Here is a 25,222-nt window from a genome sequence, read left to right as displayed (position 1 = left end):
ACAGCGCATAAGTTCCACCAACTCCGGCCGGACCTCCACTGTGGGTCCGGCCGTTGTTGTGTGGGCAACAAGTAATCTCCCGGTCAGGACGAGCGCCCCTCGGGAAGGGACGAGCCCCTATCCGTGTTGTAGCCCATATGAGCACTCAACTAGAAAGAATTGCCATCGTGGGCGGACACGGAAAGATTGCCCGCCTACTCATCCCTATGTTGATTGACCAGGGCCATGAGGTGGTCGCATTGGCCAGGCGCGACGAACAGCTCGACCATCTCGCCACGCTGGGGGCCATTCCACGCCGCCTCGACATTGAGAAGGCTAGCGAGGACGACTTCGCTGCCGCCTTTGGTCGTAGCGACGCAGTGGTCTTCGCCGCTGGCGGCGGAGCCGATGGCGACATCGAGCGCAAACGCACGGTAGACCTCGAGGGCTCCCTCAAGTCGATCGCGGGTGCTCGCACCTCCGGCGCTTACCGGTTTGTCCAGATCTCCGCCTTCGGCGTCGACAAGCCCGTGCCGGACGATGCTGGCGAGGTGTGGGCCGCGTATGTCGCGGCAAAGCGCGACGCCGATGCCGCACTACGGGCTAGCGACCTCGCGTGGACGGTCGTGCGACCAGGCGGGCTGACCGACGATGACGCGACGGGTCGTGTGACATTGGCAACCGAGGTCGAGCGCGGCACGGTTGCGCGTTCTGACGTCGCCGCTGTCATCGCCGCGAGTTTGCGAATCCCACAGAGCGCCGGCCACCAATGGGAGCTTGTCTCGGGTAGCACTCCGGTTGACGAGGCCCTTCGCGAGGCATCGACCAAATAGCGGGTGTGGTCGCGTTGATTCCCGGCACGGCCGGTGATTCCTCATAGGGCGCCGCCCCTAAGGCGCAAGCCTCAACGCAAGAGCAAAAGGCCGGGCCACCCGAAGGGGTGACCCGGCCTTTCTGCGTTGGCGCTCCGCGCCAACGTGCGATTGCTTAGCGCTCGACGTCGCCGGCGATGAAGGCCTCGACGTTCTTGGCGGACTGCGTGTCCTCAACCTGGACGGGCGGGGACTTCATGAAGTATGACGCTGCCGACAGGATCGGGCCACCAACGCCGCGGTCCTTGGCGATCTTCGCGGCGCGCACGGCGTCGATGATGATGCCGGCCGAGTTGGGGGAGTCCCAGACCTCGAGCTTGTACTCAAGGTTCAGGGGCACTTCGCCGAACGCGGAACCTTCGAGACGGACGTAAGCCCACTTGCGGTCGTCGAGCCATGCGACGTAGTCGGACGGGCCGATGTGTACGTTCTTCGAGTCCTTGAGACCCGCGAGCGGACCCGCGAGGTTCGAGGTGACGGCCTGCGTCTTGGAGATCTTCTTGGACTCGAGGCGCTCGCGCTCAAGCATGTTCTTGAAGTCCATGTTTCCGCCGACGTTGAGCTGGTAGGTGCGGTCGAGGCGCACACCGCGGTCTTCGAACAGCTTGGCCATCACGCGGTGCGTGATGGTTGCGCCGACCTGCGACTTGATGTCGTCACCAACGATGGCGACACCGGCGTCCTCGAACTTCTTGGCCCAGACGGGGTCCGATGCGATGAAGACGGGGAGTGCGTTGACGAACGCCACCTTGGCGTCAATCGCGCACTGCGCGTAGAACTTGGCGGCCTGCTCCGACCCCACGGGGAGGTAGCACACGAGGACATCGGCCTGCGTGTCTTTGAGGACCTGGACGACGTCCACGGGAGCCTCGTCCGACTCGGTGATGGTCTCGCGGTAGTACTTGCCGAGGCCGTCGAGCGTGTTGCCGCGCAGCACCTGGATGTCCGTCTTGGGGACATCGGCAATCTTGATGGTGTTGTTCTCGGAGCACTGGGTGGCCTCAACGAGCTCCTTGCCGACCTTGAGCGAGTCGACGTCAAACGCCGCTACGAACTCGATGTCGGAGACGTGATAGTCACCGAACTGGACGTGCATGAGGCCGGGAACGGTGTCGCCTGCCTTGGCGTCCTTGTAAAACTCAACGCCCTGAATGAGCGACGTGGCACAGTTGCCAACGCCCACGATGGCGACGCGCAGTGAGGCCATGATTGTCTCCTTAGTTGTTTTCCCCGCCGGTGGCGGCTTTAGTGTTTCCGCCGGGGGCGGATCGTTCGGTTTCGATGAGTTGGTCGAGCCACTGAACCTCGCGTTCGACCCTCTCGAGGCCGTGGCGCTGCAGTTCCGTGGTGTAGGCATCGTTGCGCTCGCGGCGCTGTTGCATGGATTCCGAGACTTCTTCAAGCCTCTCCGCGAGCCGGGAGCGACGCCCCTCGAGGATGCGTAGACGCGTCGCTGAGTCAGTCTTGTCGAACATTGAGAACCGCACGTCGAAGGCGTCGTCGTCCCACGACGAGGCGCCGGCGGAAGCGAGTTCGTCTGCCAGCCGCGCCTTGCCCGCATCGGTGAGGCGGTAGGCGATGCGTGAGCGGCGCGAGGATGCCGCGTGGGCGTCCTCTGCCTCGTTTGCGTCAGCGGCGATGAGGCCGCTGCCGACCATGCGCTTGAGGGCAGGATACAGCGAACCGTAGCTCAAGGCGCGGAAAGCACCGAGCTCGGATCCCAGTTGCTTGCGCAGTTGGTAGCCGTGGAGAGGCTGCTCGCTGAGCATGCCCAAGATTGCAAGCGTGAGCACGTCGGTCTTGGCCATTGTTCCCTCCTCTCCGCGTTGGGTCGCTTTGCCGCGGAATGCGGTGCGCGGTCATCATCATAGCAAACCGTTGTATCGGCGCGATACATCGAGTAGCGTGTGTTGCGGGGTTGCGAGACGGGCCGCTGCGACGAGTTCGCTGGCACTTATCGGGAGTCCCGTTCGTTGAAGAGGGTGGCGCCGCAGCCACCGCCGCCGCTTCAATCTCCACGCAATGCAGGTGGCGCCGCCACATCCACCTCCTAACTTCCGGGGAACAATTCACGTGACTGAACCCAAGCCCACCCCCAAGCGCACCTCCGCGTTTAAGCCCGTCACTGGGACGCAGCCCACCTCGGCCCGCCCCAGGGCGGATACTCCCGTACGCAAGTCGACCCGTCCCGCAAGTGCCAAGCCGGCCGCTGCATCGGGCAGCGCGAGGGCGGCTGCGCCCGCGACCAAGACCGGCGGAGCTGGCAAGGGTTCGGGCAAGGGTGGTGCTGGTGGAGGCAAGGGCAGCGCGCGCAAGCAGCGCCGCGCGGACATGCCGCGCTGGAAGCGGATCCTGCGAGGTGTGGGCCTGTGGGCGTTGATCGGTGGTCTGGTGACCGCCACGGTCGCGGTGATTGGCCTGGTTGTCGTGTACTCGACGCTCGAGGTTCCCGAGCCCAATGACTTTGCACTGCAGCAGTCTTCGATCATTTACTACGCGGACGGTTCCGAGATGGGTCGCCTGGGCGAGGCAAACCGCGAGATCGTCGACATCGACACCCTCCCTGACTACGTCGGCAACGTATTCGTCGCCGCAGAGGACCGCAGTTTCTATACCAACCCAGGCGTAGACGTGTTGGGCATGGGGCGCGCGCTCTTCAAGACCGTGGTCGAGGGCAAGACGCAGGGTGGGTCGACCATCACGCAGCAGTACGTAGAGCGTTACTACGTCGGTGAGACCACCACGGACATTCCGGGCAAGATCAAGGAAGCCCTGATGGCAATGAAGATCGACTCGCAGCAGGACAAGTCCGAGGTGCTCGGAAATTACATCAACACCATCTACTTTGGCCGCGGTGCCTACGGGATTGAAGCTGCCGCGAACGAGTACTTTGGCAAGCACGCCGCGGACCTGACCTTGTCAGAGTCTGCAATGCTCGCTGGCATCGTGCCCGCACCGAGTGCGTGGGACCCGCGCCTCGACCCGGACAAAGCGGAGCAGAAGTGGAATTACGTGCTCGATGGCATGGTCGAGACCGGCTTCATCACTCAGAGTGAGCGTGATGCACAGACGTTCCCTGACACGATTGAGTACAAGCAGGATGACGTGTTCGCCGGCACCAAGGGTTACCTGTTGCAGGCCGCCATCGACGAGACGATCGCAGACACCGGCGTGACCCGCGAGGAGATCGAGACGCGTGGTTTCAAGATCACCACGACGATAGACCCCAAGCACCAGGCCGATGCCGTCGCAGCGGTACGGGAAATGCCAGAGGGCGCTGACCCCAAGATGCGGGTCGCGGCAGTCACGATGGATCCCGCAACCGGGGCGGTGACGTCAATGTACGGCGGCGACGACTACCTGGAGATACAGCGCAACGCTGTCACTCAGGACATCGCGCAGGCGGGCTCGACCTTCAAACCCTTCGCGCTGATCAGCGGACTCGAGCGTGGCATTGGTCTTGGGACCGAGTACATCGCGAATAGTCCGATGTCCTTCCCGGGCTTCGAGGAGCCGGTCCAAAACTTTGAGAACCACAGCTTCGGCAAGGTCGACCTCATCAAGGCGACCCAGGACTCCATCAACACGGCATACATTCAGCTCTCCGAGGAGGTCGGCTCGCAGGCCGTCATGGAGACCGCCATCCGTGCCGGCATTCCCGAGGACACCAATGGCTTGGACGCGAGTCTGAACAACGTCCTGGGAAATGCTTCACCCCACACGATCGACATGGCATCGGCATACGCGACCATCGCAAATGCGGGTGTCAGCACAGAGCCCTTCATGGTGAGCTCGGTACTTGAGAGCGACGGCACCGAGTTCTTCAAGCACGAGGTCGAGTCCGAGGACGTGTTCGCCGCGGATGTGATGGCCGACACCGCCTACGCGATGCAACAGGTCGTCAACTACGGTTCGGGCACCTTCGCCAAGGACATTGGTCGCCCGCTGGCGGGCAAGACGGGTACGTCCACCGACAACAAGTCGGCATGGTTCGTGGGCTTCGCTCCCAACATGGTGGGCGCCGTCGCGATGTATCAGGTGGGCGAGGACGGCTCTGCCGAGACGATCACGCCGTTCGCCGGGTTCAACCAGATCACGGGTGGCTCGGTCCCGGTTCGGGTGTGGACGGCGATGATGGACCCCATCCTCGAGGACATGCCAGTCGTAGACTTCCCTGCGCGCGCCAACGTGGGCACAGATCGCAAGATCGCAAAGCCAAAGCCGTCGCCGACGCCCTCGGTGACTCCTTCCGCGATTCCGGAGCCCACGCAGGCACCAGCACCGCAGCCATCGTTCACTCCGGATCCCCAGCCCACGCAGGCACCGGAACCGCAGCCGTCGCCTACGCCGGATCCCCTCCCCACGCAGGCACCGGTGCCGCAACCCTCGGCAACGCCTGCCCCCGCGGCAGATCGTGTCGCGGTGCCGGCGGTTCCTTAGCCGCGGAGGGTGCGCTTCGCCTTGAGGGCGGCCTTGAGAAGTCGGTACTTGGTGGGCTTTACCAGTACATCCCAGGCACCGTCGATGTCGCTCTCAGGACCCCATTTGCGCTTGAAGTCGCCCACGCTGGCAAGCGACGGCGCGCGCTCGGATTCTACGCCCATGAGGTCGAGCTTCGCGGCGCCAGCCTCCCGAAGCGACGTCCGCATGGCCCACACAAGAACGGCCGCCGCGTCGATGTCGCGAGCTTCTGCATTGCCCGCTGCGTAGTAATAGACGGCGCCGGCGCCGTAGATGGTGGAGAGCACCCACGCGACCGCCCGGCCAGCCGGCTCACCGTTCGGTCCCTCGTCGGCCCGTCGCGCGACGTACATGCGCGCGTTGCTTCCTAACGCTTCGAGCATCCCCCAATAGACCTCCGGCGGGTAGATCCCAAACTCGTCGCGGCCGGCAGTCTCCTCATAGATGGCGTAGAGCTCATCGAAGGCCTCGCGCGTGAGGTCCTTCTCCCACCTCGCAGTGGTGCCCTCGATCCGCAGCGCGCGCCGCATCCGTGCACGCGATTTCTTGGACAGGCTCGCGAGGTAGGCATCGTCGTCGAGCGTGAGGTCGATCACTACGGTGCGGTCGTAGGTGATGGTTTGCAGTAGTTCGTGGAGGTCCGGTGCGGGGTAGCGCGCGTGCATGCGGAGGAACACGATGTGCGGCGCCTCGACCTTGACGTAGGCGACTAAGGCGTCGCGCAGGGCCTGCTCGGTGGCTTCGTCGTGCACCCCCATCCACGTGGGTCCGTGCTTGGCCCACAGGTAGTCAAAGCCACGCCCCGCGTATTCGGTAAGCGCGATGAGCGCGAAGGGCTCGGAGGCGTCGCCCGCGAAAGCCCCGACCCTGCGCCAGGGCGTGCGGCCCTCAACCACGGCATCGTACGCATCCCACGGGGGTGTCTGTTCGATCGCGATGGTGTGTGCGGCGGCATCGGCAAAGGCGAGGTAATCGGCATCGGCGAGAGCCTCGATACGCACGGATTCAGTCGGAGAACTCATGTGCCGAGCCTAGACCGCGCGTGCGCAGGGAAGTAATCAGACACGGTGGGGGATAATGGAGCGGTGGATACGGTGCGGACTTCTCTGGCGGAACTTACCTCGACGGCCGCGGAGGATTGGCACCTGGTGTTCAAGGCCCGGTATGGGATGCAGCAGGTATTTGCGGCGCTGAATGCTGCCGGCGAGGCGCGCGGAGTCATGACTCAGTCGCTCACCTGCGCGACCGCCGTGGATCCCATCATGGTGGCGGGTCTGCGGCCCGTCTACGCAGATATCAGCGACCAATCGCTGGCGCTGGACCCCGACCGCCTCCTCCCCGCTGAGTCGTGGGGCGCGTTAGTCATTCAGCACACGTTCGGAATAGTCGACGCGGAACGGTCGGCGCGTCTCGTGGACGCCGCGCGTGCTAATTCCGCGCTAGTCGTGGAGGACTCCGCGCATGGCCTTGCGCGAATGGTGCGGGATGGCGCCGGCTCGCCCCTGGCCGATGTCTCGGTCCACTCGTTTGGCGCGGAGAAGTCATTGCCGACCAAGTTCGGCGGGGCCATTTGGGTGAATCCCAAGATGGCGGACAAGACGTTGCGCGACGACATCACCAGGAGGCTTGAGGGCATGCGGCCCCCGGGTGCTCGGCTGGGATTCGCTGCTCGCACGTACAGACTGCAGATGGCCGTCCTGCGCAGGCTTCCTGGTGGAATGAGCAGTGCCGCGAGGCGCGCCCTGTCCTCGGTGAAGTTGTTCGAGCCGGCAGTCGCGCTGTCAGAGCAGGAGGGCAGGCTCGCCCACTCTGACGTGGGTGTTTCGCCGTGGGTGGTGGGCCACATGTCCGAGCATTTGCCCGGGCTCCCCGCATTGGAGGCGACCCGTGTCGCGGCAGTCGCCGTCTACGCGAAGGCGCTGTCGGACCTCATGCCGTGGGGCGCGGATGTGGTGGGCCAGCCGCTCATCCGGATGCCGCTACTGACGCCCGATGCCGCGGACACCGGTGCCGTCGTGGGGGGCCTGCGAGAGAGGGGCATCTACGTGGGTACTTGGTATCGGCCAGCGCTGTTTCCCGGGGTAGCCGATGCCGATACGTACTTCTACGACGCTAACGACCCCAACCTCTCCGTCACTCGAGACGTGATTGAGCGCATCGTGAATCTTCCCACCGCCGTCACGGAGGCCGAGGCGGAACGCATCGCGCGCTCCACTCGCGAGGTCATCGAGGCTGTCAGGAACGCGCGTACTTAAAGGTCGATAGCGTGTGACGCACGTCGATGCGCAGGACCGTCACGATGCGACCCGCGCCCATGTCCGGGCGGTACCAGAGCGTGTGCGCGGTGCGACGATGCGCGGCGGCTCGCACGCGTTTGCGGAGCGATCGCGGAATGAATAGGCGCGAGACCAGGCGCGGCAGGTTGATCCATAGCGCCTCGATGGCGGTGACCTGGTCACCGGGATCACGGCCATAGACGCGATCCTCGACGAGCGCACGGGCGATGTTGCCGCCGGCCGCCATCGTGTAATAGCACGCCGCGCCCTGGCGCAGGTTGAGCTCGAGCACCTTCGAGGTGTTGTCCCGGTGGTCCCACATGACGTCGAAGTTCGCGGTGCCCGTGTACCCCACGGCGTCAAGCAGGCTGCGCATCGACTCCGTCAACTGGGGGTCATCAATGGTCAGGATGGCGTCGTAGTTACCCACCCGATCCGGGTGCTGGTCAGCCATCACGATCTGACCCACTGAGGCGAGACGCATCTTGCCCTGGTGGTCGGAGTAGGTATTGGCGACGCGCATCACGGTCTCGTCGCCGGCGATGAACTCTTGGACGATCATGTCGTCCTCGTAGCCGCCGCCAAAGATGCGCTCGATCACCTCGCGCAGTTCCGCCGGGGTGTCGACGCGATAAATCTTCTGCTTGCCCTCAAAGGAAAGTCGCTGATAGATATCGGTATTGGAAGGCTTGGCTATCACGGGATACTCGAACGGCAAGTCCTCGCCGATGCCGGGGTCACCCTGCTGCGAAGGTGTCACCACCGTGGTGCGCGGGTGGGGGATGCCGTGCTCCTCGCAGGTTCGATAGAACGCGGTCTTGTCGATGAGCTTGTCCGCGAGTTCCCGGTTGACGAGGGGGACGATGTATCGCTCCTCAAGCACGTCACGGTGGTCGATCACGACGTTCGTGTAGTACTCAATGGTGGGGATAAGCAGCAATTGACGGTCAGGGTGCTCGTCGGCCACCGCGAGGAGCGTCGCGACGATTGCCTCTGGTGAGTCGAAGTCGCGGGAGGCGCGGACTGAGATGATCGATGACTTCGCAGTCTCGTGAAGTGCCGCACGTCCTAGCGCCAGGCTACGCACCTGGTAAGCCTCGTGCAGTGAGCGCGCGATGTTGTAGGCGCCGACTCCCGTACCAAGGATGACGGGAACAAAATCGTCGTTGCCAAGCTTCATGCGGTGCTGCCCTTCGGGTGGTGAAACTCACGTCAGGTGCATCCTACGGGAGCACCGCGGGCATCAGACTGGACCTCGCACTTCCGATTGTCGGGCCGGCAAGGTATTCTTGTGCGCGGTGGAAAAGGTCCTGCCGCCATCGGCGGGATTCTCCGCTACTGCGTAACCCTCCTGCCACGGATCGTCCGTGGCCGTTTTTAGTCCAGAGGAGGTGGGTATTAATGCGCCAGTACGAAATGATGGTCATCCTTGACCCCGAGGTAGAAGAGCGCACGGTTCAGCCGTCGCTCGAGAAGTACCTGACGGTTATCACCAACGACAAGGGCACGGTCGACAAGCTCGACATCTGGGGCCGTCGTCGTTTGGCTTACCCGATCAAGAAGAAGGCAGACGGTATCTACGCGGTGGTGAACTTCACCTCCGAGTCGGCTACCGCCAAGGAGCTCGAGCGTCAGCTCGGTCTCAACGAGTCCATTCTTCGCACCAAGCTGCTTCGTCCGGACGCACACTAGTCCGGACGCTCGTTCCGACTCTCACTAAATACAACACACGAAACTAAAGGAAAAACCATGGCAGGCGACACGCAAATCACCGTAGTAGGTAACCTCACCGGCGACCCGGAGCTCCGCTTCATCTCGTCCGGCGCGGCAGTAGCTAACTTCACGGTGGCGTCCACGCCCCGCACGTTCGACCGTCAGTCGAACGAGTGGAAGGACGGCGAGACCCTGTTCATGCGTTGCTCCCTTTGGCGCGAGGCCGCTGAAAACGTGGCTGAGTCGCTGACGAAGGGCATGCGGGTCATTGTGACCGGCCGCCTGGTTTCGCGTTCGTGGGAGACGAACGGGGAGAAGCGCACCGTAACCGAGATGCAGGTCGACGAGGTTGGTCCCTCGTTGCGATACGCCACCGCCAAGGTGACGCGTACGCAGCGCAGTGGCGGCCAAGGCGGCGGTGGCAACTTTGGTGGCGGCGGCGGTTCTTCCGCACCTGCCGGTGGATCGGCAAACGACCCGTGGGCCTCGGCCCCAGCGTCCGACGAGCCGCCGTTCTAAACACTTCTTTTATCTCTTAAGGACAACTCATGGCTAAGCACGAAATTCGCAAGCCGCGCAAGAAGGTGAACCCGCTCAAGGCCGCTAAGGTCACGACGGTTGACTACAAGGACACCGCGCTGCTTCGCAAGTTCATCTCCGACCGCGGGAAGATCCGTTCGCGTCGCGTGACGGGCATCAACACTCAGGAACAGCGCCAGGTTGCGCGTGCCATCAAGGTGGCCCGTGAAATGGCTCTCCTGCCCTACGCCGGCTCCGGCCGCTAGAAAGGGAACCCCTCATGGCAAAGGTTATTTTGACCCACGAAGTGGGCAACCTCGGTGTCGCCGGTGACGTCGTTGACGTCAAGGACGGCTACGCGAACAACTATCTGGTTCCTCGCTCGCTCGCCACTCGTTGGTCAGCTGGCGCGGAGAAGCAGATCGCCGCACTGCGCAAGTCGCAGAACGAGAAGAAGATTGCCAGCGTTGAAGAGGCTCAGGCCGCACGCGACTCTCTTCAGTCGAACCCGGTCACCGTTTCGGCAAAGGCCGGTCCGTCCGGTCGCCTGTTCGGTGCCATCACGACGGCCGAGATCGCGGACGCCATCGGCGACCGCGCCAAGGTCGACAAGCGTCGCATTCAGATCGCTCAGCCGATCAAGTCGACCGGTGAGTACTCGGTGAAGGTTTCACTGCACGATGGCGTCTCCGCCACCGTGACCGTGAACGTCGTCGCTGGCTAACGCACTTCTCGCGGGCTGATGTCCGTTGGTCTCAAGGCCCGGCCCCTTATAGGGGCCGGGCCTTTTGCGTGCCCAGTGCAAAGGCCGTCGTCGGGCTACCGCCTGAGTGCGAAAGCTGGTGAGATCGACGTACTGCGTCGGCTGTGGAGAGTCCGTTTCGGACCGTGGGCGACACGCCCATGTGCGACACGCCCGGAACTTTAGACCCAAGGTTTATCCCCAGTGGTGTGACAACCAAAGTTCCTGGTATATCAGTTTGGCCGAGTGGCGATCTTGCGTAATACACATATGTGTCCACAGGCCGTCGCGGGAGTTGTTCACAATTCATCCACGGAGAATTGCGACCTATCCACGGGTCCCAGGCAACGCCGTTTTGCGTAGCCGCGGGCGAGCCATAGGGTGGCGTGTCAGTCCCATTAGAGACACTTGAAAAGTGGCTGATGTCACGTCGCGACCTTGGGGCTGTTGCCCGGCAGCGAAGGCCGACACCGGAAGAGAGGATCCGAGCGCAGATGTCTATTGACGAGATGGCTCCTCCCTACGGCAACGACGCCGCATCATTCGACCGGTTGCCGCCGCAGAACCTCGAAGCTGAGCAGAGCGTGCTCGGCGCGATGATGCTCTCGAAGGACGCGATGGCTGACGTCATCGAGACGATTCGAGCCGATGACTTCTACAAGCCAGCGCACGAGACCATTTTTGACGTCACCGTCAAGCTTTACAACTCCGGCAACCCGGTGGACGCGCTGACCGTGAGCGCCGAGCTCCAGCGTGATGGATCTATCAGCCGCATCGGCGGTGCCGAGTACCTGCACACGTTGATCTCGATGGTGCCGTCCGCCGCTTCGGCTGGCTACTACGCCCGTCTGGTGCGCGAGCAGTCAATCCTGCGCAAGCTGGTTGAGGCCGGTACGCGCATCGCGGGCATGGGCTACGAGGCCGACGGCTCGCAGGTGGACGACATCGTGGACAGCGCGCAGTCGGAGATCTTCGCGGTCACGGAGCGCCGTAACTCGGAGGACTACCTGCCCATCGGCGAGGTGATGGAGCGCACCATCGATGAGATCGAAGCCTCATCTATCCGCGACGGTTCAATGCGCGGCATCCCCACGGGCTTCCGCGAACTCGACGAGCTCACCGGTGGACTGCAGAAGGGTCAGATGGTGGTGATCGCCGCGCGACCCGCCATCGGTAAGTCGACCCTCGGCCTCGACATTTGCCGTGCGGCCGCCATCGGCGCCGGCAAGGCCTCCGTCATCTTCTCGCTGGAAATGAGCCGCGAGGAAATTACCAAGCGCATGTTGTCCGCGGAGTCGAGCGTCAAGCTCACCAAGCTCACCAAGGGCCCCATGGGTCCGAACGACTGGGAGCGACTCGCGCAGACGGCGGCCTCAATCTCCAAGGCACCGCTCTTCATCGATGACAGCCCCAACATGTCGCTCATGGAGATTCGTGCCAAGTGCCGCCGCCTCAAGCAGCAGCACGACTTGCAACTCGTGGTGATCGACTACCTCCAGCTCATGAGCTCGGGCCGCAAGGTCGAATCGCGCCAGCAGGAGGTCTCCGAGTTCTCCCGTGCGCTCAAGCTGCTTGCCAAGGAGATCGAGGTGCCGGTCATCGCCATCTCGCAGCTGAACCGTGGCGCCGAGCAACGTGGCGACAAGAAGCCGATGCTCTCCGATATGCGTGAGTCTGGCTCGATCGAGCAGGACGCCGACATCGTGATCCTGCTGCACCGCGAGGACGCATACGACCGCGACAACCGCCCTGGTGAGGCGGACTTCATCATCGCCAAGCACCGCGCTGGACCCACGGATACCATCGCCGTCGCCTTCCGTAAGGACTTCGCGCACTTCGCGGACATGGCACCCGACATGTAGCGTGGTGCATCCACGAACGTGCGTATTGTGCGATCGCAGAAGCCTCACAGTCCGGAAGGACCTCGTCATGACCGTTAAGTTTCGCGCCCTCATTGGAGCGACCACCGCCGGGCTCGCCTTGCTCCTGGCGGGATGCGCCGGGGACGCTGACCCCGCAGCGGGGGGCGAGACCGCAGGGGGCGCGAGTCCTGCCACCGACGCGGGCACGCCTAGTACTGACGCTCAGGCATCCACCCCGTTCGACTTCACTGCCACGACCGTGATGTCCGGCGAGGAATTTGACGCAACCGCGCTGGCCGGCCAGGACGTGGTGCTGTGGTTCTGGGCACCATGGTGCCCCACATGCGCAGCCGAGGCCCCGATCATCGCTGAGGCGATCGACGGCCTGCCCGAGGGCGTCACCATGATGGGTGTGGCGGGACGGTCCGACGACCCGGCGGCCATGCAGGAGTTTGTGACTGACTACGGCGTGGGCGGCATTGAGCACCTCGCGGATACCGACGGCAGCATCTGGGCGAACTTCTCCGTGGCCTCGCAGCCGGCATTTGTCTTCGTGAATGACGATGGCACGATGCAGGGCTCCGGCGGCGGGCTGACCGCCGACGACATCGATTACTACGCCAACGAACTGCTCAAGAGCTAGCTTGCGGTCACGAGGCTGACCCATCCTTTTCCCGGAGGGCTCCGAATAGGGGGCAATCGCGGTGGAGCGAGAGCGTACCCACGTTGGGGCGCTATGGAATCAATGCATTCCGCCGTTCGTTCCGCCACTGGAAAGGAACATCCTCATGAACCTACGCACGTCACTTCAGACCATCAGCCTCGTGGCGGTCGCCGGATTCACGCTGGCCGCCTGCTCGAGCGGCGCCGATGCGCCAGCTGAATCCCCCAGCGCCACCGCGCCCACAGCATCGGCCGATGCCATGGAGCCCTCGCCCACCCACGACGCCATGGAAGATGACGCCATGACGGACGATGCCATGGCTGAGGACGCCACGACCGAGGACGATGCGATGGCCGAGGAAGAGGCCGAGGAACCAGCGGCGAGCGTTGACGTTCCCAAGCAGCTGAAGTTCACCTCGACCACGCTGGCCGATGGCGCCGAGTTCGACGGCGCCTCGCTCGCCGGCAAGGACACCCTGCTGTGGTTCTGGGCGCCCTGGTGCCCCACTTGCCAGGCCGAGGCGAGCGAGATCGCGGCCGCCGCGGCCAACCTTCCCGAGGGCGTGAGCATCGTCGGTGTTCCGGGACGGTCGGACGTTGGCGCGATGAAGGAGTTCACCGCGAAGTACGGCCTCGAGGACTTCGATCACCTCGTGGACGAGGACGGATCGCTATGGTCGGGATTCAACGTGGCCTACCAGCCGGCGTTCGCCTTTATCAATGACGACGGCACGGTCGAGACTCTGCCTGGCTCGCTCAGCGCGCAGGGCGTCATCGACGCCGCCAACGAACTGGCCGCGAACTAGTTCGACACCGCTTACCTCAGCCGCAAGCACCTCACGGTGCTTGCGGCTGAGTGCTTTCTACAGTGGGTAGCCCGCGTTACTTCTTGATAGAGCCGCGGATGGCGTCGAGCGTGGAGGCGTCCGCAATGCGCGGGCCGGACTTCGAAGCTGAGGGCGTGGACTCGGTCGTGCCGTTGAGCGCAACCGAGTCGCCACTCTCCGCCGGGGGTGACGTCGGAGTGGTAGTCGCCACGGCATCGGCGCCCTTCTTGTTCCTACCGGCGACGAAGACCCACAGCACTATAAGCGTCGTCAGGACGACCAAGCCGATCAGCACCGGCGTCCCCCACGACTGAATCGCTGACGTCACTGAGCCCTGCCACTTGGCGGTGGTGGTGAGTACCGGGTCGAGCGTGTGAATGCCGAACTTGGGCAGGATCTCCGAGAGGCCGAACAGCAGCACGTAGATACCGGCCAGAATCATCAGGACTCCACCGGCGCGCATGATGGCCGGCGTTTTGGAGCGCAGCGCGCTGGCCACGCCCGAGCCAGCCAGCGCGGCGATGAGTGAGACGATCAGGATCGACGTGCCCATGCCGAGGCCATAGATAATGAATGGTGCCACGGCGCCGAGCGGGTTGGTCGCGGCCAGCGCCTGCGTGACGATTGCGAGAAATAGGCCGATGGTGCAGCTGAGGGACGCGACGGCGAACGAGGCGCCGTAGGCGGTCTGTGACCAGAAGGACTTGCCGGGTGCGTTCGAGTTGAGGCGCAGTCCGGGGCCCTTGAGTTCGCCGCCCTTCGCGAGGACAATCCCGAGCCAGATCAGGATGACGCCCATGGCGGCCGTCACGTAGGAGAGGTACGGAAGGATCGATCCCTGCAGGCCCGCGTTGACGCCGCCAAAGAGCAGGCCGAAACCGGTGAAGACCGCCATGAAACCCAGCGTCATGGCAAGTCCAAACAACAGCGCACGCCGCACCGCCATCGGCCGGGTGACGCCCTCCTCGGCGCTACCGGTCACCAGTACGGTGATGTAGGCGGGTAAGAGGGCGAAGCCACAGGGATTGAAGGCGGCCACCACCCCTAGGAGCAGCGCGTACGCCGCCGCGGTTCCGTCGAGCATGGTGATCCCCTAGTCGAAGTCCTGGTGGGCGTGCGTCAGTGTGAAGCACCCCAATGGTATTCGGAGTGATCGTGTGGTGCGATGGGTTTGGGTCAGGACGGTCAGATAGTTGGCGCTCGCTCAACGACAATCTCCACCGACTTGTCGAACCACCGAGGACGTGAGACGCTTCAAAACGAGATATCGGACGCCAGAGTGACCCCTTCCAGTGCAACGAGGAGCACAGCATGAACACGCATGACTCGCAAACTCAGAGTGATGAAACTAGCGCACAGAAGGACGCTCTTTCGAGCCCCTTTAATGATTCCTGCGGGGAGTGCGGATCGGACGTCCGTTGGTTCACCCTGGCTGAGTTCTCGGAGCACATCAAGGATGATCCAGAGCGTCGTGCAAACACGAAGGCATTGATCGAACAGACAACTCGCGAGTTCGGTCCGGCATTGGATCTTCGATTCAAGGAGTGTGCCTCTTGTGGCGAGGCAACCGCAGTGTCCTCAATGAGGCTCGACCCAGAAACTGGCCGAGTGGTGCGTCGGAACTCTGAATTTGGCTGAGTGTGGGACTGAAGTAGTGCCCATACGCGCGATGTGCTGAGAGTTACAGCTCGCCCTTCTTCTCCATCCACCTCATGGCGAAGAAGCCAAGCGGGATGCGGGCCCAATAGGTCAAGACGCGGAAGATGAGCGCCACTGAAAGTGCAGTGGCGGCGTCAAGACCGGCCGTCGTCAGTCCAGCCGCGAGGGCGGCGTCGATGGTGCCGATACCGCCGGGAGTTGGGACGAGGGCACCCGCAGCGTTTCCTAACAGGTAGACCACAGCCACGTCGACGATGGCGACGTGCTGATTGAAAGCCAGCAGAGTTGCTTGGAAGGCCGCCACATAGGCAATGGTCATCAAGAGGTTGCCGCCGAGGCCGACCGCGAGGCGCCACGGTTGACCCAGAATCTGGACCAGACGCGGCCACGTCTGACGCAGCGTGGGCATGACCTTTTTGGAAACCCACGCACGCACCTTGGGAACCAAGAGGGCGAGGGCGATGACGGCCACGACGGCACCGACGCCGATGAGCACCGAGGTGCTAGGAAGTGCCGTCAATGTGCCCTGGGAGCCCGAGGCCAGCGTGAGGACGATGAGGCCGCCTACCGTGACCACCACAGCGGACACCTGGACCAACGCAACCGTCGCAACCGCCAGTGGAGTAGCAACCTTGCGCTTGGTCAGCAGGCGCAAGTTGAGCGCGGCCGGGCCAACGCCCGCGGGGGCCACCAGGGCGACATAGGCGGCGGCGACCTGAGCTAGGAGTACCCGGGTCCATGGCAACTTCACCGGCGAGAAGGCGGCCATCGCCAGAGCTGCACCGACGAATGTCAGCAGCGCGAGTAGGAAGGCCGCAACCAGCCACATGAAGTTGGCGCCGCGGAGCGCCGTCAGAATCTGCTCGGTGTTAAACCCGGCCAGCACCAAGTAGGCCGCCACGACGCCGGCGCTGATCATGACCACCTGGCGGACGCCGAACCTGGCGATGTTCACCTGCTCCACGTCAGCATCAGGAAGGCGCTCCACGATCGCCTCACGTACGGACTGCAGCACCTTGATGTCGCGTTCCTGCTTGATCTCGTGGCGGGTGGTGCTGGGCAGCGCGATGGACTGCAGGAGCGGGCCCGACTGCTCGAGCTCCTCGGTGGACAGGTTGCGGAAGGCCGCGTCGACGGCGCGCTCGGCGCCAACTTTCACCGCGGTCATGGCGAGTATTTGTGCGCGATCGATGCGCCACGCAAGTGTGGAAGAGGCAACCTCGCCCAGCTCCCAGCTGGTGAGCCATACAACGGGATCACCGGTGGCATCATCCGTGCCGACCAGCATCGTGTCCGAGCTCAGTGAGCGGTGTGAGATGCCCGCGTGGTGTGCAATCTCGACTTCCTTCCACATCGCGTCGAGCAACTCATCACTGACGTCCTCGGCGGGGAGGTCGGCGAGCGGCTGCACGCCGAGCGGGCGTTGGTAGATCAGCAGCATGGTGTCGCGGACGTGGCTCATGCCCAGCACGCGGGCGGTGCGAACACCCGCGGTTCGTGCGGCATGCGAGACGAGCGCGGTGGCCTCGGCGGTGTGTCGCAGGCCCACATCGGCGCGTGCGTTGATCCCGCGTAGCCGGATGGACTTCCACCACTTGGCGAAGAATCCTGCGGCCTGACGGTCTCCATCGAGGGCGATCACCAGGAGCTGATGACCCTGCACGGTGGTGAGTTCGTAGACGCGCCCCTGGCGGGTACGGCCCATGGCGGTAGAGACCCGGTCGATGGATGCGGCGGACGCCACACCATCGCTGCCATCGGCGCGGACCAAGCGCTTAGGGTCGTAGCCAGCGCGGCGGATTCCGTCGGCGAGAGAGTCGCCATAAGCGCGGTCCGCGGTTGAGCCGAGCGCGTACCGCCACAGCAGCCCTGCTGCGCGTCCGATCAGCACGGTCACCACGGCCGCTGGCACGGTCACGATGCCAGAGATGGCGGCAACGGCGAGCGCAATCCACAGGATGTTCCACGAGGCGGACAACATCTTGCGGTCGGTGCGCCGCCCTGCTGCCGTGAGCATGGCTGCGACGGCGGAGATGTATGCGGGCAGCTGCACCTCCATCACGCCACCTGCACCGGGCACGGACAGGCTGTCGAGGAGCTCGGTGCCGCCCCAGTGCTCGGTCGTAGCCGTGGCGATCACTGTCGCAATGAAAGCGAGTACCGCGGCGCCAAGCACTTCGAGCATGCGGCGCGGTTCCTTGCGCAGTGCGAGCTCGCCAAGGACGAGGGCCGGCACCACCAGCGTGACGATTCCGGAGAAGACGTTGACGGGAGCCACAAGCAATCGCTGCAGGAACGCGGAGAAGCCGCTGATGTCCTGGCTGAGGCCTACCGTTGTCTCGTGTGCGAAGGCGCCGATGAGTAAGACGAGCACTACGCCAAGCACGGCCGCAAGGGACGCGATGAGGTCCGAGAATCGGTGGACGCGCACCTCGGGGGTGTCGATGATCTGCACCGAGGGTGCGTCGACCCCGTCCTCGGTCGGGCTGCCAACCGCGGTCGCTGTGACTAGCCCCTCCGCCGCGGACGCACGCTCAGGCGCGGCGTCTTGCGTCGAGGGGTCGGAAGCCATTGGTCGATTCTATGAGGTAACTGACAAAACTAGGTGATGCCGAGGCCTTCCAGCACGTGTGCCGGAATGACTTCCGGGCCGATGAACGCTACGGCGTCCAACAGCATGTGCGCGACGATCAGCGGCGCGAGGCGCCCGCGCCGGACATAGACGTACGCGAACACCAGCCCCATGACAACGTTTCCCAGCGCCATCGGCCAGCCCTGGTACAGGTGGTAGCAACCGCGCAGCAGCGCCGATGCGATGATGACGGCGGGAACCGACCAGCGCAGGTCGCGCAGCCGCGTCACCAGGAAGCCCACCACGATGACCTCTTCGAGAATCGCCGCGGCGGCTGCTGAGAGCAGCAAGATTGCGGCCGCCCACCACTGGTCGGGAAGGCCCGAAGTGTTGAGCTTGACGCTTTGGCCTAGTGCGCGACCCACCGCATAGAGGCCGAGCCCGGGAATGCCGATGGCCGCGGCGAGCCCAAAGCCCCAGCCGATGTCCGACCACCACACGCGTCCACGGCCGGTGAGCCCCAGCCTCTTGAGTGCGCCGGTGCCGTTCGCAGAGAGGAGATAGAGGGCGAGGGCCACGGGCATGAGGGAGAACCCGATGCGCAGTACCTGAATGAGCAGGTCGACGTAGTTGATAGCCGACTGGCTAGGGTTCAGGGTCGAGGTCTGACTCCCGATGGGCGCCGGAGCGAGGTAGCGCTCGATCAGGCGGATGGCGGCGTAGATCGCGGCCTGGCCGAGCGACAGCCCCAGGACGATGACGACCTCGGCGCGCAGCCGGCCGCGAGATGGCAGGGTGAGGGCGCCCTCAGCGCGTGATTCGTCCATGGTCACGCTCACTCTAACGAGCGACTGGGGCATGCGGCTCCCGCGGCACTCGAGCGAGCCTAGGCTGGGCTCATGGACAAGACGGTGGTGAGCCTGCGCAGGTACCCGGTGAAGTCGATGGGCGGGGAGTCGCTCGAGTCGGTTGAGGTCGAGGTTCGCGGCTTCTCCGGCGACCGCGCGTTCGCGGTCAGCGACAGTGACGGCCGCTTGGCCTCGGGCAAGAACACGCGGCGCATGGTGCGGCGTGACGGGGTCTTTGGGTTCTCCGCCCGTACGGCAGAGTCTGCGGTGCGGGTCTCCGACGGAAGGGCCGAGTGGTCCGTGGGCGATACGGCTTTGGACGCACGGTTGACCGAGGCGCTTAAGGCAGAGGTGCGGGTCAGCGCGGAGCAGACAGTTTCGCACTTCGACGAGGGACCGGTCTCGGTCGTAGGCTCGGCCACGCTTGAGTGGTGCGCTCGCGAACTGGGCGTCGATGCAGATCCGCGCCGGCTGCGAGTGAACATGGTAGTCGAAACCTCGGAGCCGTTCGAGGAGGAGACGTGGAGCGGCGACGTGGTCGTGGGCGGGGCGATACTGAGGCCCGTCGGCCGGTTGGGGCGATGCCGCACCATTGATCTGGTGCAAGACGGAGTCGAGCAAACTACGAGGTGGCTCAAGGCTTTGGGCGACACCCGCGACGCCTGCGTGGCCATCTACTGTGACGTCGTCGCTCCCGGGACAATCCGCATTGGCGACCCTGTCCGTTCCCCGGTCACGTCCGCACCCTAAATCGACCCCTCACCCGCGTTGCTTCGCACGCGGTCATCCGATAACGCCTGAATGAGGGTGCGGACGTAGCCTGGTTGACGTGTGCGGACGTTGGCGCATACTGAAGAGATGGCACTCCATCATCAGTCCTTTGACACCATCATCATCGGCGCGGGCCAAGCCGGCCCTGGCCTCGCATCGGCGCTCGACGGCCGTGGCGAGAAGGTCGCCCTCTTCGAGCAGCGAGCCTTTGGCGGCACCTGCCTGAATGATGGATGCCGGCCCACCAAGGCGATGCGGGCATCGGCGCGCGTGGCGCACCTGGCACGCACAGCGGCCAAGCATGGCGTCCACACCGGCGACGTGACCGTCGACCTCGCGGAGACCGTCGCCCGTAAGGACGAACTCATCGACGCGTGGCGCGAAGGTGGCAGCGACTACTACGAGAATCACGAGACCATCAGTTACGTGGTGTCCACCGCGCGCCTCACTGGCCGCGACGGCGACCTCTTCACCGTTGAGCATGACGGCGGAGCTGTGACGGCCAAGCGCATCATCGTTAACTCTGGTGCGCGTTCGGTCCCGCCGCCCGTGCCGGGACTTGATGGCATCGACTGGCTCGACCACCACCGCATCCTTGAGCTAACGGAGACTCCCGACCACCTTGTGGTCCTAGGTGGCAGTTACATCGGCCTCGAGTTCGGGCAAATGTTCGCCCGATTTGGCTCGAAGGTGACGATCGTGGAGATGGCCGACCGCATCATCGGCCGCGAGGACCCGGATATCTCCGAGGCCATTGGCTCGATGCTGCGCCGCGAGGGACTTGACGTGCGCGAGGGCGTTGGAGTCTCCCGGATCGATGTCACTGAAAGCGGGGCGCGCCTCCACCTCAACGGTGGCGACAACCTCGATGCCAGCCACGTGCTGGTCGCGGCCGGTCGCATTCCCAACAGTGACGACCTGGGGCTTGAGACCGTGGGAGTCGAGACGGACGAGCGCGGTTACATCTCCACCGACGAGCACTTCGCCACCAATGTCGACGGCGTCTACGCGGTCGGTGACGTCAACGGGCGTGGGGCCTTTACCCACACGAGCTACCAGGACGGCACAATTCTGGCCGACCACCTGGCCGGGGGCGACATGACGGTCGCGGGACGCATCCCTACCTACGGTCTTTTCACCGACCCGCCATTGGGTCGCGTCGGCATGACACTCACGCAGGCCCAGGACGCGGGGCTGAATGTGGAAGTCGCGATCACTCCCGGAGACGGTGTAACTAAGGCCGCTCTGGACGGCGAGACCGAGGGCCTGTGGAAACTAGTGGTCGACAAGGACAAGGACCGCGTCGTGGGCGCATCATTCTTTGGGCTCTACGGGGACGAGGCCGTGCAGGCAGTATCGGTGCTCATGCACGTGGACGCGCCAGCATCCGCGCTCGCGACATGGCTGCCCATCCACCCGACGTCGGCGGAGTTCCTGCCGACCTTTTACGCGGGACTCGCCAAGCCGGAGTAAGGAACCACATAGCGGTCCCAAAACGTGCGTTGTGCGCACGCAAGAAAACCTGGCGGTCCGCAGGTGTACGTTCGCGCAAGTTCATGCTGTGGTGCATGCGCGGGCAGGCAGATCCCCCTTTGATCACTTTGGGACCGCTAGAAAAATCAGGATGCGCAAGACGTACATTGAGGGACCGCTAGGGCGGCGGCGGGGGGCGCGCGGTTAGTTAAGGTTGCAACCTGGCTATTTGCCTAGGTAGCCAACCAAGTCCTCGGCCAGACCGGTGTAGCTGGCCGGCGTTAGCTTGACGAGACGCTCTTCGACGTCCGCGGGCAGCCCGAGTGTTTTGATAAAGGCGGTCACGTCGTCGGCGCCGATGCGACGACCTCGCGTGAGGTCCTTGAGACGCTCGTAGGGGTTCTCCATGCCGGGCGTGCCTGCAATGCCGGCCGCGCGCATCGCGGACTGGATAGGCTCGCCGAGCACCTCCCAGTTTGAGTCGAGGTCCTCGTCCAGGCGGGTGGGGTTCACGTCCAAGCCGTCCAGGCCCTTGGCGACGTTCGCGATAGCGAGTAGCGAGTGTCCGAACGCGGGGCCAATGTTGCGCTGGCTGGTCGAGTCGGTGAGGTCACGTTGCATGCGGCTGGTGACGAGGGTGGCGCCCAGGGTGTCGAGCAGCGCGCAGCTGATCTCGAGGTTGGCCTCGGCGTTCTCGAAGCGGATGGGGTTGACCTTGTGAGGCATGGTCGAGGAGCCCACGGTGCCCTGGCCGCGCACCTGCGCGAAGTAACCCAGCGAGATGTAGGTCCATACGTCGGTCGCGAGATTGTGCAGGATGCGGTTGAAACGCGCCATGTCCGCGTACAGCTCGGCCTGCCAGTCGTGGCTCTCGATCTGAGTGGTCAGCGGATTCCACGTAAGGCCGAGGTGCTCGACGAACGACTTGGAGACGGCGACCCAGTCGGTGCCGGGGACGGCCGCGACGTGCGCGCCGTAGGTTCCAGTGGCGCCGTTGATCTTGCCGAGGAACTCCTGGTTGCGTACCCGCATGAGCTGGCGGCCCAGGCGGTGCGCGAGCACTGCCAGTTCCTTACCGAGCGTGGTGGGGGTGGCCGTCTGGCCGTGGGTGCGCGACAGCATCGGCTGCGCGGCGTTTGCCTTGGCCATGTCGCCGATCTGGTCGACTAGGGCCTGTGCGGCGGGCAGCCAGACGTCCGCGACGGCGCCGCGCACCATGACGGAGTAGGACAGGTTGTTGATGTCCTCGGAGGTGCATGCGAAGTGCACGAGCTCGCTGAGGGCGGGCAGCTGGGTGTCAGCGCCGAGCGAGGCGGGGGCCTGCTCGAGGCGCTTCTTGAGGAAGTACTCGACTGCCTTCACGTCGTGGACAGTCACCCGCTCGGTTTCTGCGAGTTCGGAGATCTCGTCCGCGCCAAACGACTCGACGACATTGCGGAGGTAGCTCTTCTCCGCCTCGGTGAGAGGGGACGTGCCGGGCACGGCGCCCTGGTCAGTCAGGTGGATGACCCACTCAACCTCCACGTGGACGCGGGCGCGGTTGAGCGCGGCCTCCGACAGGTGGTCGACCAGCGGGGCCACGGCGCCGCGGTAGCGACCGTCGAGTGGCCCGAGGGCGATGGCGGGAGTGATGTCAGCGAGTGCAGTCCAGGAAGTCACGCGCCCATTCTTCCACTTTTCCACCGTGGTCCCTGCGCCCCACGTAAGGCGAAGGTGTTTATCCACAGATCATCGTGATTGGACGCGCAGCGCCGGGGCTTTGCCTAGCGTCGAAGCATGAGCGACATTGACGATGGCTACGTATTAGTGGACGCGAACGCCGCGTCCAACTATTTTCCCAAGGCGCCGCTGTACCTGCCGCTGCACTCGCTGATCGCGGCGCTCGACTCGATTGATACAGCTTTGCGCGATATTCAGACGGCGAGCGTCACGGGCTGGCGTTCCGTTCTTGCTGACACCTACCGCGGCGAGCTCGACGACCTCACCAGGGATATGACCGTGCTGCGCAACCGGGCCGACGAAGCAGACCGCCTCTATAGGCACCTACGCTTTGTTGCCGACATGAACGGAGAATGATGGCCGACTCGGTGCGGAGCTATGGAGGCGCGGGTGGCGAGGTGGCGGTCACTGAAGACCTCGAGCGGGCAGCCCGGATCATTCGATCCGTGAGGGATCTGCTGGAAGACGCGGGCATGAGCCTCAGTGCAGCGGAGCGCCGTGCGGTTGAGGCGTTTGAACGTGGCAGCGATCCCACTCGCCACGCTGCGGAACGCGCCAAAAATGCACTGGCGGATGCCCAAGTGGGCAGCCATGGCACCAGCCCCGTCGGATTCAGCGCCTATGGCATTGGTGAACGCCTGATGGAGGTGGCCAACCGCTTCACCGAAGCGGAAAGGGCGGCCATGAGTCACGTGAGCGCGGTCACCCGCGCGGGAGGCGCCCTCACCTCGATGTGGGGGACGGGACTCTGGGCGATGCGCCACGTGTGGGCTGCCGGGGTGTTGGCCAGCACGGCGCCACTACTCATGACGGGTGCGCCCCAGAAAGTCGCCGGGGCAATCCTTCCGGATGGACTGCCTCCCACCACTGGCTACCTCAACAAGGACACCGTGCAGTGGATGGTCTCCAAGCTGGACTCGTCGGCTGTGGGGTTCCCGGCCGCGGTCTACGCACTTGCTGCAATGTTGGCCTCGCTTGAGGGGCTCTTTGGCGAGGGACATGCGACCACCGTTAACGAGCGCGAGACCAGCTACGCGGCCCGACAGCCGACGGGGGTGGCGGACGTGATGAACGGCCTTCAGGAGGAGGAAAACCGCATGGACGGCTCGGTGTCAATCGAGACGATTACGCACGCGGACGGTACTCACTCTTACCTGGTCACAATTCCCGGGACAGAGGATTGGGGCGCCAAGGGCGATAATCCGCACGACGCTCAGGCCAACTTAGCGGCAATGGTGGAGCAGTCGACCGATGCTCAGATGGCGGTGGTGGACGCCATGCGAGCGGCCGGCATCAAGCCGGGCGAAGAAGTGATGCTGGCCGGACACAGTCAAGGCGGGATCAACGCCGTCGCGCTTGCTTCGCGCCCGGAGTTCCTCGACGAGTTCAACGTGACGCACGTAGTGACGGCGGGCAGCCCAGTGGGGCGGATAGCCCTGCCGTCCTCGGTCAACGTGTTGCAACTGGAGCACAACGAGGACCTGGTGAGCGGTCTGGATGCAGTGCCGAACCCGGACACTCCCACGCGCACCACGGTGGAGCGCGACCTCCGATATTCGGCCGACCCCCAGACGCGCGCTTTCGGTGACACTATTCCCGATGCGCACAGCCTTCCGGCATACGCGACCACCGCGGGCATGGTGGACGCCGGCGCCGCAGGTGCCTCAGCGAGCGCGTGGCGCGACTCGGCCTCGACCTTCTTCACCGGCGAGACCAGCACGCTCACCGAATACGTACCTGTGGTGCCGCCGTCCACTGGACACGAGCCAGTTGACGTGATCCCTCAGCCCCAGCCGGTCGCTCTGCCAGCCTTCGCCTCCGGGCCGACGACAAACAACTAGTCGTTTTTGCCCGCACCCGGAATGATCGCGCCCAGAATTCCGCTCGTGATCGCGATCACCACAGCGGCCCATAGCGTGTCCCAGAACCCGCCAATGGTGAGATCGGCCCAGGGAACCAGCGTGGTGAGCCAGGCAGTCAGCCACAGCATGAACCATGCGATCACCAGCGAGAAGAGTCCCAGCGTAAGGATCATGATGGGGAAGGCGAGCACCTTGACGATCGGGTAGATGATCGCGTTCGCCGCCGCCATCACCGCGCCCACCAACAAGAAGACGAATAGCCGCGCCCAGGTCGAATTGTCTCCGCCCTCAACCGAGACATCAAACGGGAGGATGGTCACGAACCACACCGCGACGGCCATGATGATCGAATTCAGAAGAAATCTCATGAAGTGAATTGTGGCACGTGGGTGGGATGCTAGAGC

General features: G+C 64.2%; 23 protein-coding genes. 14 read left to right on the top strand and 9 right to left on the bottom strand.

Features of this window, described 5'->3' with window-relative positions:
- The first annotated feature begins 137 nt into the window (after positions 1-137).
- The gene (locus tag AOP77_RS05090) at positions 138-812 is read left to right on the top strand and encodes an SDR family oxidoreductase (protein ID WP_062210179.1); all 675 of its coding nucleotides are present in this window, start codon (positions 138-140) and stop codon (positions 810-812) included.
- Positions 813-966: 154 nt separating this feature from the next.
- Here AOP77_RS05090 and AOP77_RS05085 read toward each other — a convergent pair whose 3' ends face one another.
- Entirely contained in the window at positions 967-2,058 is a 1,092-nt protein-coding gene (locus tag AOP77_RS05085) for an inositol-3-phosphate synthase (protein ID WP_062210176.1), read from the bottom strand.
- 10 nt (positions 2,059-2,068) lie between these two features.
- The gene (locus AOP77_RS05080; protein WP_062210173.1) at positions 2,069-2,659 is read right to left on the bottom strand and encodes a PadR family transcriptional regulator; all 591 of its coding nucleotides are present in this window, start codon (positions 2,657-2,659) and stop codon (positions 2,069-2,071) included.
- 265 nt (positions 2,660-2,924) lie between these two features.
- Between AOP77_RS05080 and AOP77_RS05075 the strand changes: the two genes are divergently transcribed.
- On the top strand, positions 2,925-5,291 hold the full coding sequence (locus tag AOP77_RS05075) for a transglycosylase domain-containing protein (protein ID WP_160300048.1): 2,367 nt from the start codon (positions 2,925-2,927) through the stop codon (positions 5,289-5,291).
- On the opposite strand, the gene AOP77_RS05070 is transcribed toward AOP77_RS05075, so the two are convergent.
- Positions 5,288-6,334, bottom strand: a complete 1,047-nt coding sequence (locus tag AOP77_RS05070) for a lipid II:glycine glycyltransferase FemX (protein WP_084622324.1) — start codon at positions 6,332-6,334, stop codon at positions 5,288-5,290. The genes AOP77_RS05075 and AOP77_RS05070 overlap by 4 nt on opposite strands.
- Before the next feature lie 63 nt (positions 6,335-6,397).
- On the opposite strand from AOP77_RS05070, the gene AOP77_RS05065 reads away from it, so the two are divergent.
- Entirely contained in the window at positions 6,398-7,567 is a 1,170-nt protein-coding gene (locus AOP77_RS05065; protein ID WP_062210165.1) for a DegT/DnrJ/EryC1/StrS family aminotransferase, read from the top strand.
- On the opposite strand, the gene AOP77_RS05060 is transcribed toward AOP77_RS05065, so the two are convergent.
- Entirely contained in the window at positions 7,548-8,768 is a 1,221-nt protein-coding gene (locus AOP77_RS05060; RefSeq protein ID WP_062210162.1) for a carboxylate--amine ligase, read from the bottom strand. The genes AOP77_RS05065 and AOP77_RS05060 overlap by 20 nt on opposite strands.
- A 221-nt stretch (positions 8,769-8,989) precedes the next feature.
- On the opposite strand from AOP77_RS05060, the gene rpsF reads away from it, so the two are divergent.
- From rpsF to AOP77_RS05025, 7 genes are all read left to right on the top strand, one after another.
- On the top strand, positions 8,990-9,280 hold the full coding sequence (gene rpsF, locus AOP77_RS05055; RefSeq protein WP_061963278.1) for a 30S ribosomal protein S6: 291 nt from the start codon (positions 8,990-8,992) through the stop codon (positions 9,278-9,280).
- A 57-nt stretch (positions 9,281-9,337) separates the two neighbouring features.
- Positions 9,338-9,820 carry a single-stranded DNA-binding protein gene (locus tag AOP77_RS05050; protein WP_061963279.1) on the top strand — a complete coding sequence of 161 codons (483 nt, stop codon included), beginning with the start codon at positions 9,338-9,340 and terminating at the stop codon, positions 9,818-9,820.
- Positions 9,821-9,849: 29 nt separating this feature from the next.
- Positions 9,850-10,086, top strand: a complete 237-nt coding sequence (gene rpsR, locus AOP77_RS05045) for a 30S ribosomal protein S18 (RefSeq protein WP_061963280.1) — start codon at positions 9,850-9,852, stop codon at positions 10,084-10,086.
- A gap of 14 nt (positions 10,087-10,100) precedes the next feature.
- The gene (gene rplI, locus AOP77_RS05040; protein WP_062210159.1) at positions 10,101-10,544 is read left to right on the top strand and encodes a 50S ribosomal protein L9; all 444 of its coding nucleotides are present in this window, start codon (positions 10,101-10,103) and stop codon (positions 10,542-10,544) included.
- A gap of 512 nt (positions 10,545-11,056) precedes the next feature.
- Positions 11,057-12,424, top strand: coding sequence for a replicative DNA helicase (gene dnaB, locus AOP77_RS05035; protein WP_061963282.1), 1,368 nt, complete (start codon positions 11,057-11,059; stop codon positions 12,422-12,424).
- A 67-nt stretch (positions 12,425-12,491) separates the two neighbouring features.
- Positions 12,492-13,067, top strand: a complete 576-nt coding sequence (locus AOP77_RS05030; RefSeq protein WP_062210156.1) for a redoxin family protein — start codon at positions 12,492-12,494, stop codon at positions 13,065-13,067.
- A 145-nt stretch (positions 13,068-13,212) separates the two neighbouring features.
- A complete protein-coding gene (locus AOP77_RS05025; RefSeq protein WP_201774089.1) occupies positions 13,213-13,893 on the top strand; it encodes a redoxin family protein in 681 nt (226 codons plus the stop codon).
- 76 nt (positions 13,894-13,969) lie between these two features.
- On the opposite strand, the gene AOP77_RS05020 is transcribed toward AOP77_RS05025, so the two are convergent.
- From AOP77_RS05020 to AOP77_RS05005, 3 genes are all read right to left on the bottom strand, one after another.
- Positions 13,970-14,998, bottom strand: coding sequence for a cytochrome c biogenesis CcdA family protein (locus AOP77_RS05020; RefSeq protein ID WP_062210153.1), 1,029 nt, complete (start codon positions 14,996-14,998; stop codon positions 13,970-13,972).
- 597 nt (positions 14,999-15,595) lie between these two features.
- Positions 15,596-18,145 carry a lysylphosphatidylglycerol synthase transmembrane domain-containing protein gene (locus AOP77_RS05010; RefSeq protein ID WP_062210148.1) on the bottom strand — a complete coding sequence of 850 codons (2,550 nt, stop codon included), beginning with the start codon at positions 18,143-18,145 and terminating at the stop codon, positions 15,596-15,598.
- Positions 18,146-18,174: 29 nt separating this feature from the next.
- Positions 18,175-18,972, bottom strand: coding sequence for a CPBP family intramembrane glutamic endopeptidase (locus AOP77_RS05005; RefSeq protein ID WP_062210145.1), 798 nt, complete (start codon positions 18,970-18,972; stop codon positions 18,175-18,177).
- A gap of 72 nt (positions 18,973-19,044) precedes the next feature.
- Between AOP77_RS05005 and AOP77_RS05000 the strand changes: the two genes are divergently transcribed.
- Complete coding sequence (locus AOP77_RS05000; RefSeq protein WP_062210142.1) at positions 19,045-19,743, top strand: MOSC domain-containing protein; 699 nt, start codon at positions 19,045-19,047, stop codon at positions 19,741-19,743.
- Positions 19,744-19,851: 108 nt separating this feature from the next.
- A complete protein-coding gene (locus tag AOP77_RS04995; RefSeq protein ID WP_062210139.1) occupies positions 19,852-21,237 on the top strand; it encodes a mercuric reductase in 1,386 nt (461 codons plus the stop codon).
- Positions 21,238-21,462: 225 nt separating this feature from the next.
- Here the strand turns inward: AOP77_RS04995 and purB are convergent, their stop codons facing one another.
- Positions 21,463-22,896, bottom strand: coding sequence for an adenylosuccinate lyase (gene purB, locus AOP77_RS04990; protein WP_062210136.1), 1,434 nt, complete (start codon positions 22,894-22,896; stop codon positions 21,463-21,465).
- A gap of 117 nt (positions 22,897-23,013) precedes the next feature.
- Between purB and AOP77_RS04985 the strand changes: the two genes are divergently transcribed.
- Both AOP77_RS04985 and AOP77_RS04980 read left to right on the top strand, forming a co-directional pair.
- Positions 23,014-23,313, top strand: coding sequence for a hypothetical protein (locus tag AOP77_RS04985; protein WP_062210133.1), 300 nt, complete (start codon positions 23,014-23,016; stop codon positions 23,311-23,313).
- Positions 23,310-24,797 (top strand): hypothetical protein, encoded by a 1,488-nt coding sequence (locus AOP77_RS04980; RefSeq protein WP_062210130.1) that lies wholly within the window; start codon positions 23,310-23,312, stop codon positions 24,795-24,797. Before AOP77_RS04985 ends, AOP77_RS04980 begins: the two co-directional genes overlap by 4 nt.
- Here the strand turns inward: AOP77_RS04980 and AOP77_RS04975 are convergent.
- Complete coding sequence (locus AOP77_RS04975) at positions 24,794-25,186, bottom strand: phage holin family protein (RefSeq protein WP_160300047.1); 393 nt, start codon at positions 25,184-25,186, stop codon at positions 24,794-24,796. The genes AOP77_RS04980 and AOP77_RS04975 overlap by 4 nt on opposite strands.
- Positions 25,187-25,222: the final 36 nt, after the last annotated feature.

This window comes from Demequina oxidasica, assembly GCF_000975115.1.
In the GTDB taxonomy this organism is placed as follows: domain Bacteria; phylum Actinomycetota; class Actinomycetes; order Actinomycetales; family Demequinaceae; genus Demequina; species Demequina oxidasica.
This window is presented reverse-complemented; position numbering and strand designations above follow the sequence as displayed.

What these genes read in the sequence shown, in the direction of transcription:
- AOP77_RS05090 (WP_062210179.1), top strand. Translation starts at nt 138, where the DNA reads ATGAGCACTCAACTAGAAAGAATTGCCATCGTGGGCGGACACGGAAAG.
- AOP77_RS05085 (WP_062210176.1), bottom strand. Translation starts at nt 2,058, where the DNA reads ATGGCCTCACTGCGCGTCGCCATCGTGGGCGTTGGCAACTGTGCCACG.
- AOP77_RS05080 (WP_062210173.1), bottom strand. Translation starts at nt 2,659, where the DNA reads ATGGCCAAGACCGACGTGCTCACGCTTGCAATCTTGGGCATGCTCAGC.
- AOP77_RS05070 (WP_084622324.1), bottom strand. Translation starts at nt 6,334, where the DNA reads ATGAGTTCTCCGACTGAATCCGTGCGTATCGAGGCTCTCGCCGATGCC.
- AOP77_RS05060 (WP_062210162.1), bottom strand. Translation starts at nt 8,768, where the DNA reads ATGAAGCTTGGCAACGACGATTTTGTTCCCGTCATCCTTGGTACGGGA.
- rpsF (WP_061963278.1), top strand. Translation starts at nt 8,990, where the DNA reads ATGCGCCAGTACGAAATGATGGTCATCCTTGACCCCGAGGTAGAAGAG.
- AOP77_RS05050 (WP_061963279.1), top strand. Translation starts at nt 9,338, where the DNA reads ATGGCAGGCGACACGCAAATCACCGTAGTAGGTAACCTCACCGGCGAC.
- rpsR (WP_061963280.1), top strand. Translation starts at nt 9,850, where the DNA reads ATGGCTAAGCACGAAATTCGCAAGCCGCGCAAGAAGGTGAACCCGCTC.
- rplI (WP_062210159.1), top strand. Translation starts at nt 10,101, where the DNA reads ATGGCAAAGGTTATTTTGACCCACGAAGTGGGCAACCTCGGTGTCGCC.
- dnaB (WP_061963282.1), top strand. Translation starts at nt 11,057, where the DNA reads ATGTCTATTGACGAGATGGCTCCTCCCTACGGCAACGACGCCGCATCA.
- AOP77_RS05030 (WP_062210156.1), top strand. Translation starts at nt 12,492, where the DNA reads ATGACCGTTAAGTTTCGCGCCCTCATTGGAGCGACCACCGCCGGGCTC.
- AOP77_RS05025 (WP_201774089.1), top strand. Translation starts at nt 13,213, where the DNA reads ATGAACCTACGCACGTCACTTCAGACCATCAGCCTCGTGGCGGTCGCC.
- AOP77_RS05020 (WP_062210153.1), bottom strand. Translation starts at nt 14,998, where the DNA reads ATGCTCGACGGAACCGCGGCGGCGTACGCGCTGCTCCTAGGGGTGGTG.
- AOP77_RS05010 (WP_062210148.1), bottom strand. Translation starts at nt 18,145, where the DNA reads ATGGCTTCCGACCCCTCGACGCAAGACGCCGCGCCTGAGCGTGCGTCC.
- AOP77_RS05005 (WP_062210145.1), bottom strand. Translation starts at nt 18,972, where the DNA reads ATGGACGAATCACGCGCTGAGGGCGCCCTCACCCTGCCATCTCGCGGC.
- AOP77_RS05000 (WP_062210142.1), top strand. Translation starts at nt 19,045, where the DNA reads ATGGACAAGACGGTGGTGAGCCTGCGCAGGTACCCGGTGAAGTCGATG.
- AOP77_RS04995 (WP_062210139.1), top strand. Translation starts at nt 19,852, where the DNA reads ATGGCACTCCATCATCAGTCCTTTGACACCATCATCATCGGCGCGGGC.
- AOP77_RS04985 (WP_062210133.1), top strand. Translation starts at nt 23,014, where the DNA reads ATGAGCGACATTGACGATGGCTACGTATTAGTGGACGCGAACGCCGCG.
- AOP77_RS04980 (WP_062210130.1), top strand. Translation starts at nt 23,310, where the DNA reads ATGATGGCCGACTCGGTGCGGAGCTATGGAGGCGCGGGTGGCGAGGTG.
- AOP77_RS04975 (WP_160300047.1), bottom strand. Translation starts at nt 25,186, where the DNA reads ATGAGATTTCTTCTGAATTCGATCATCATGGCCGTCGCGGTGTGGTTC.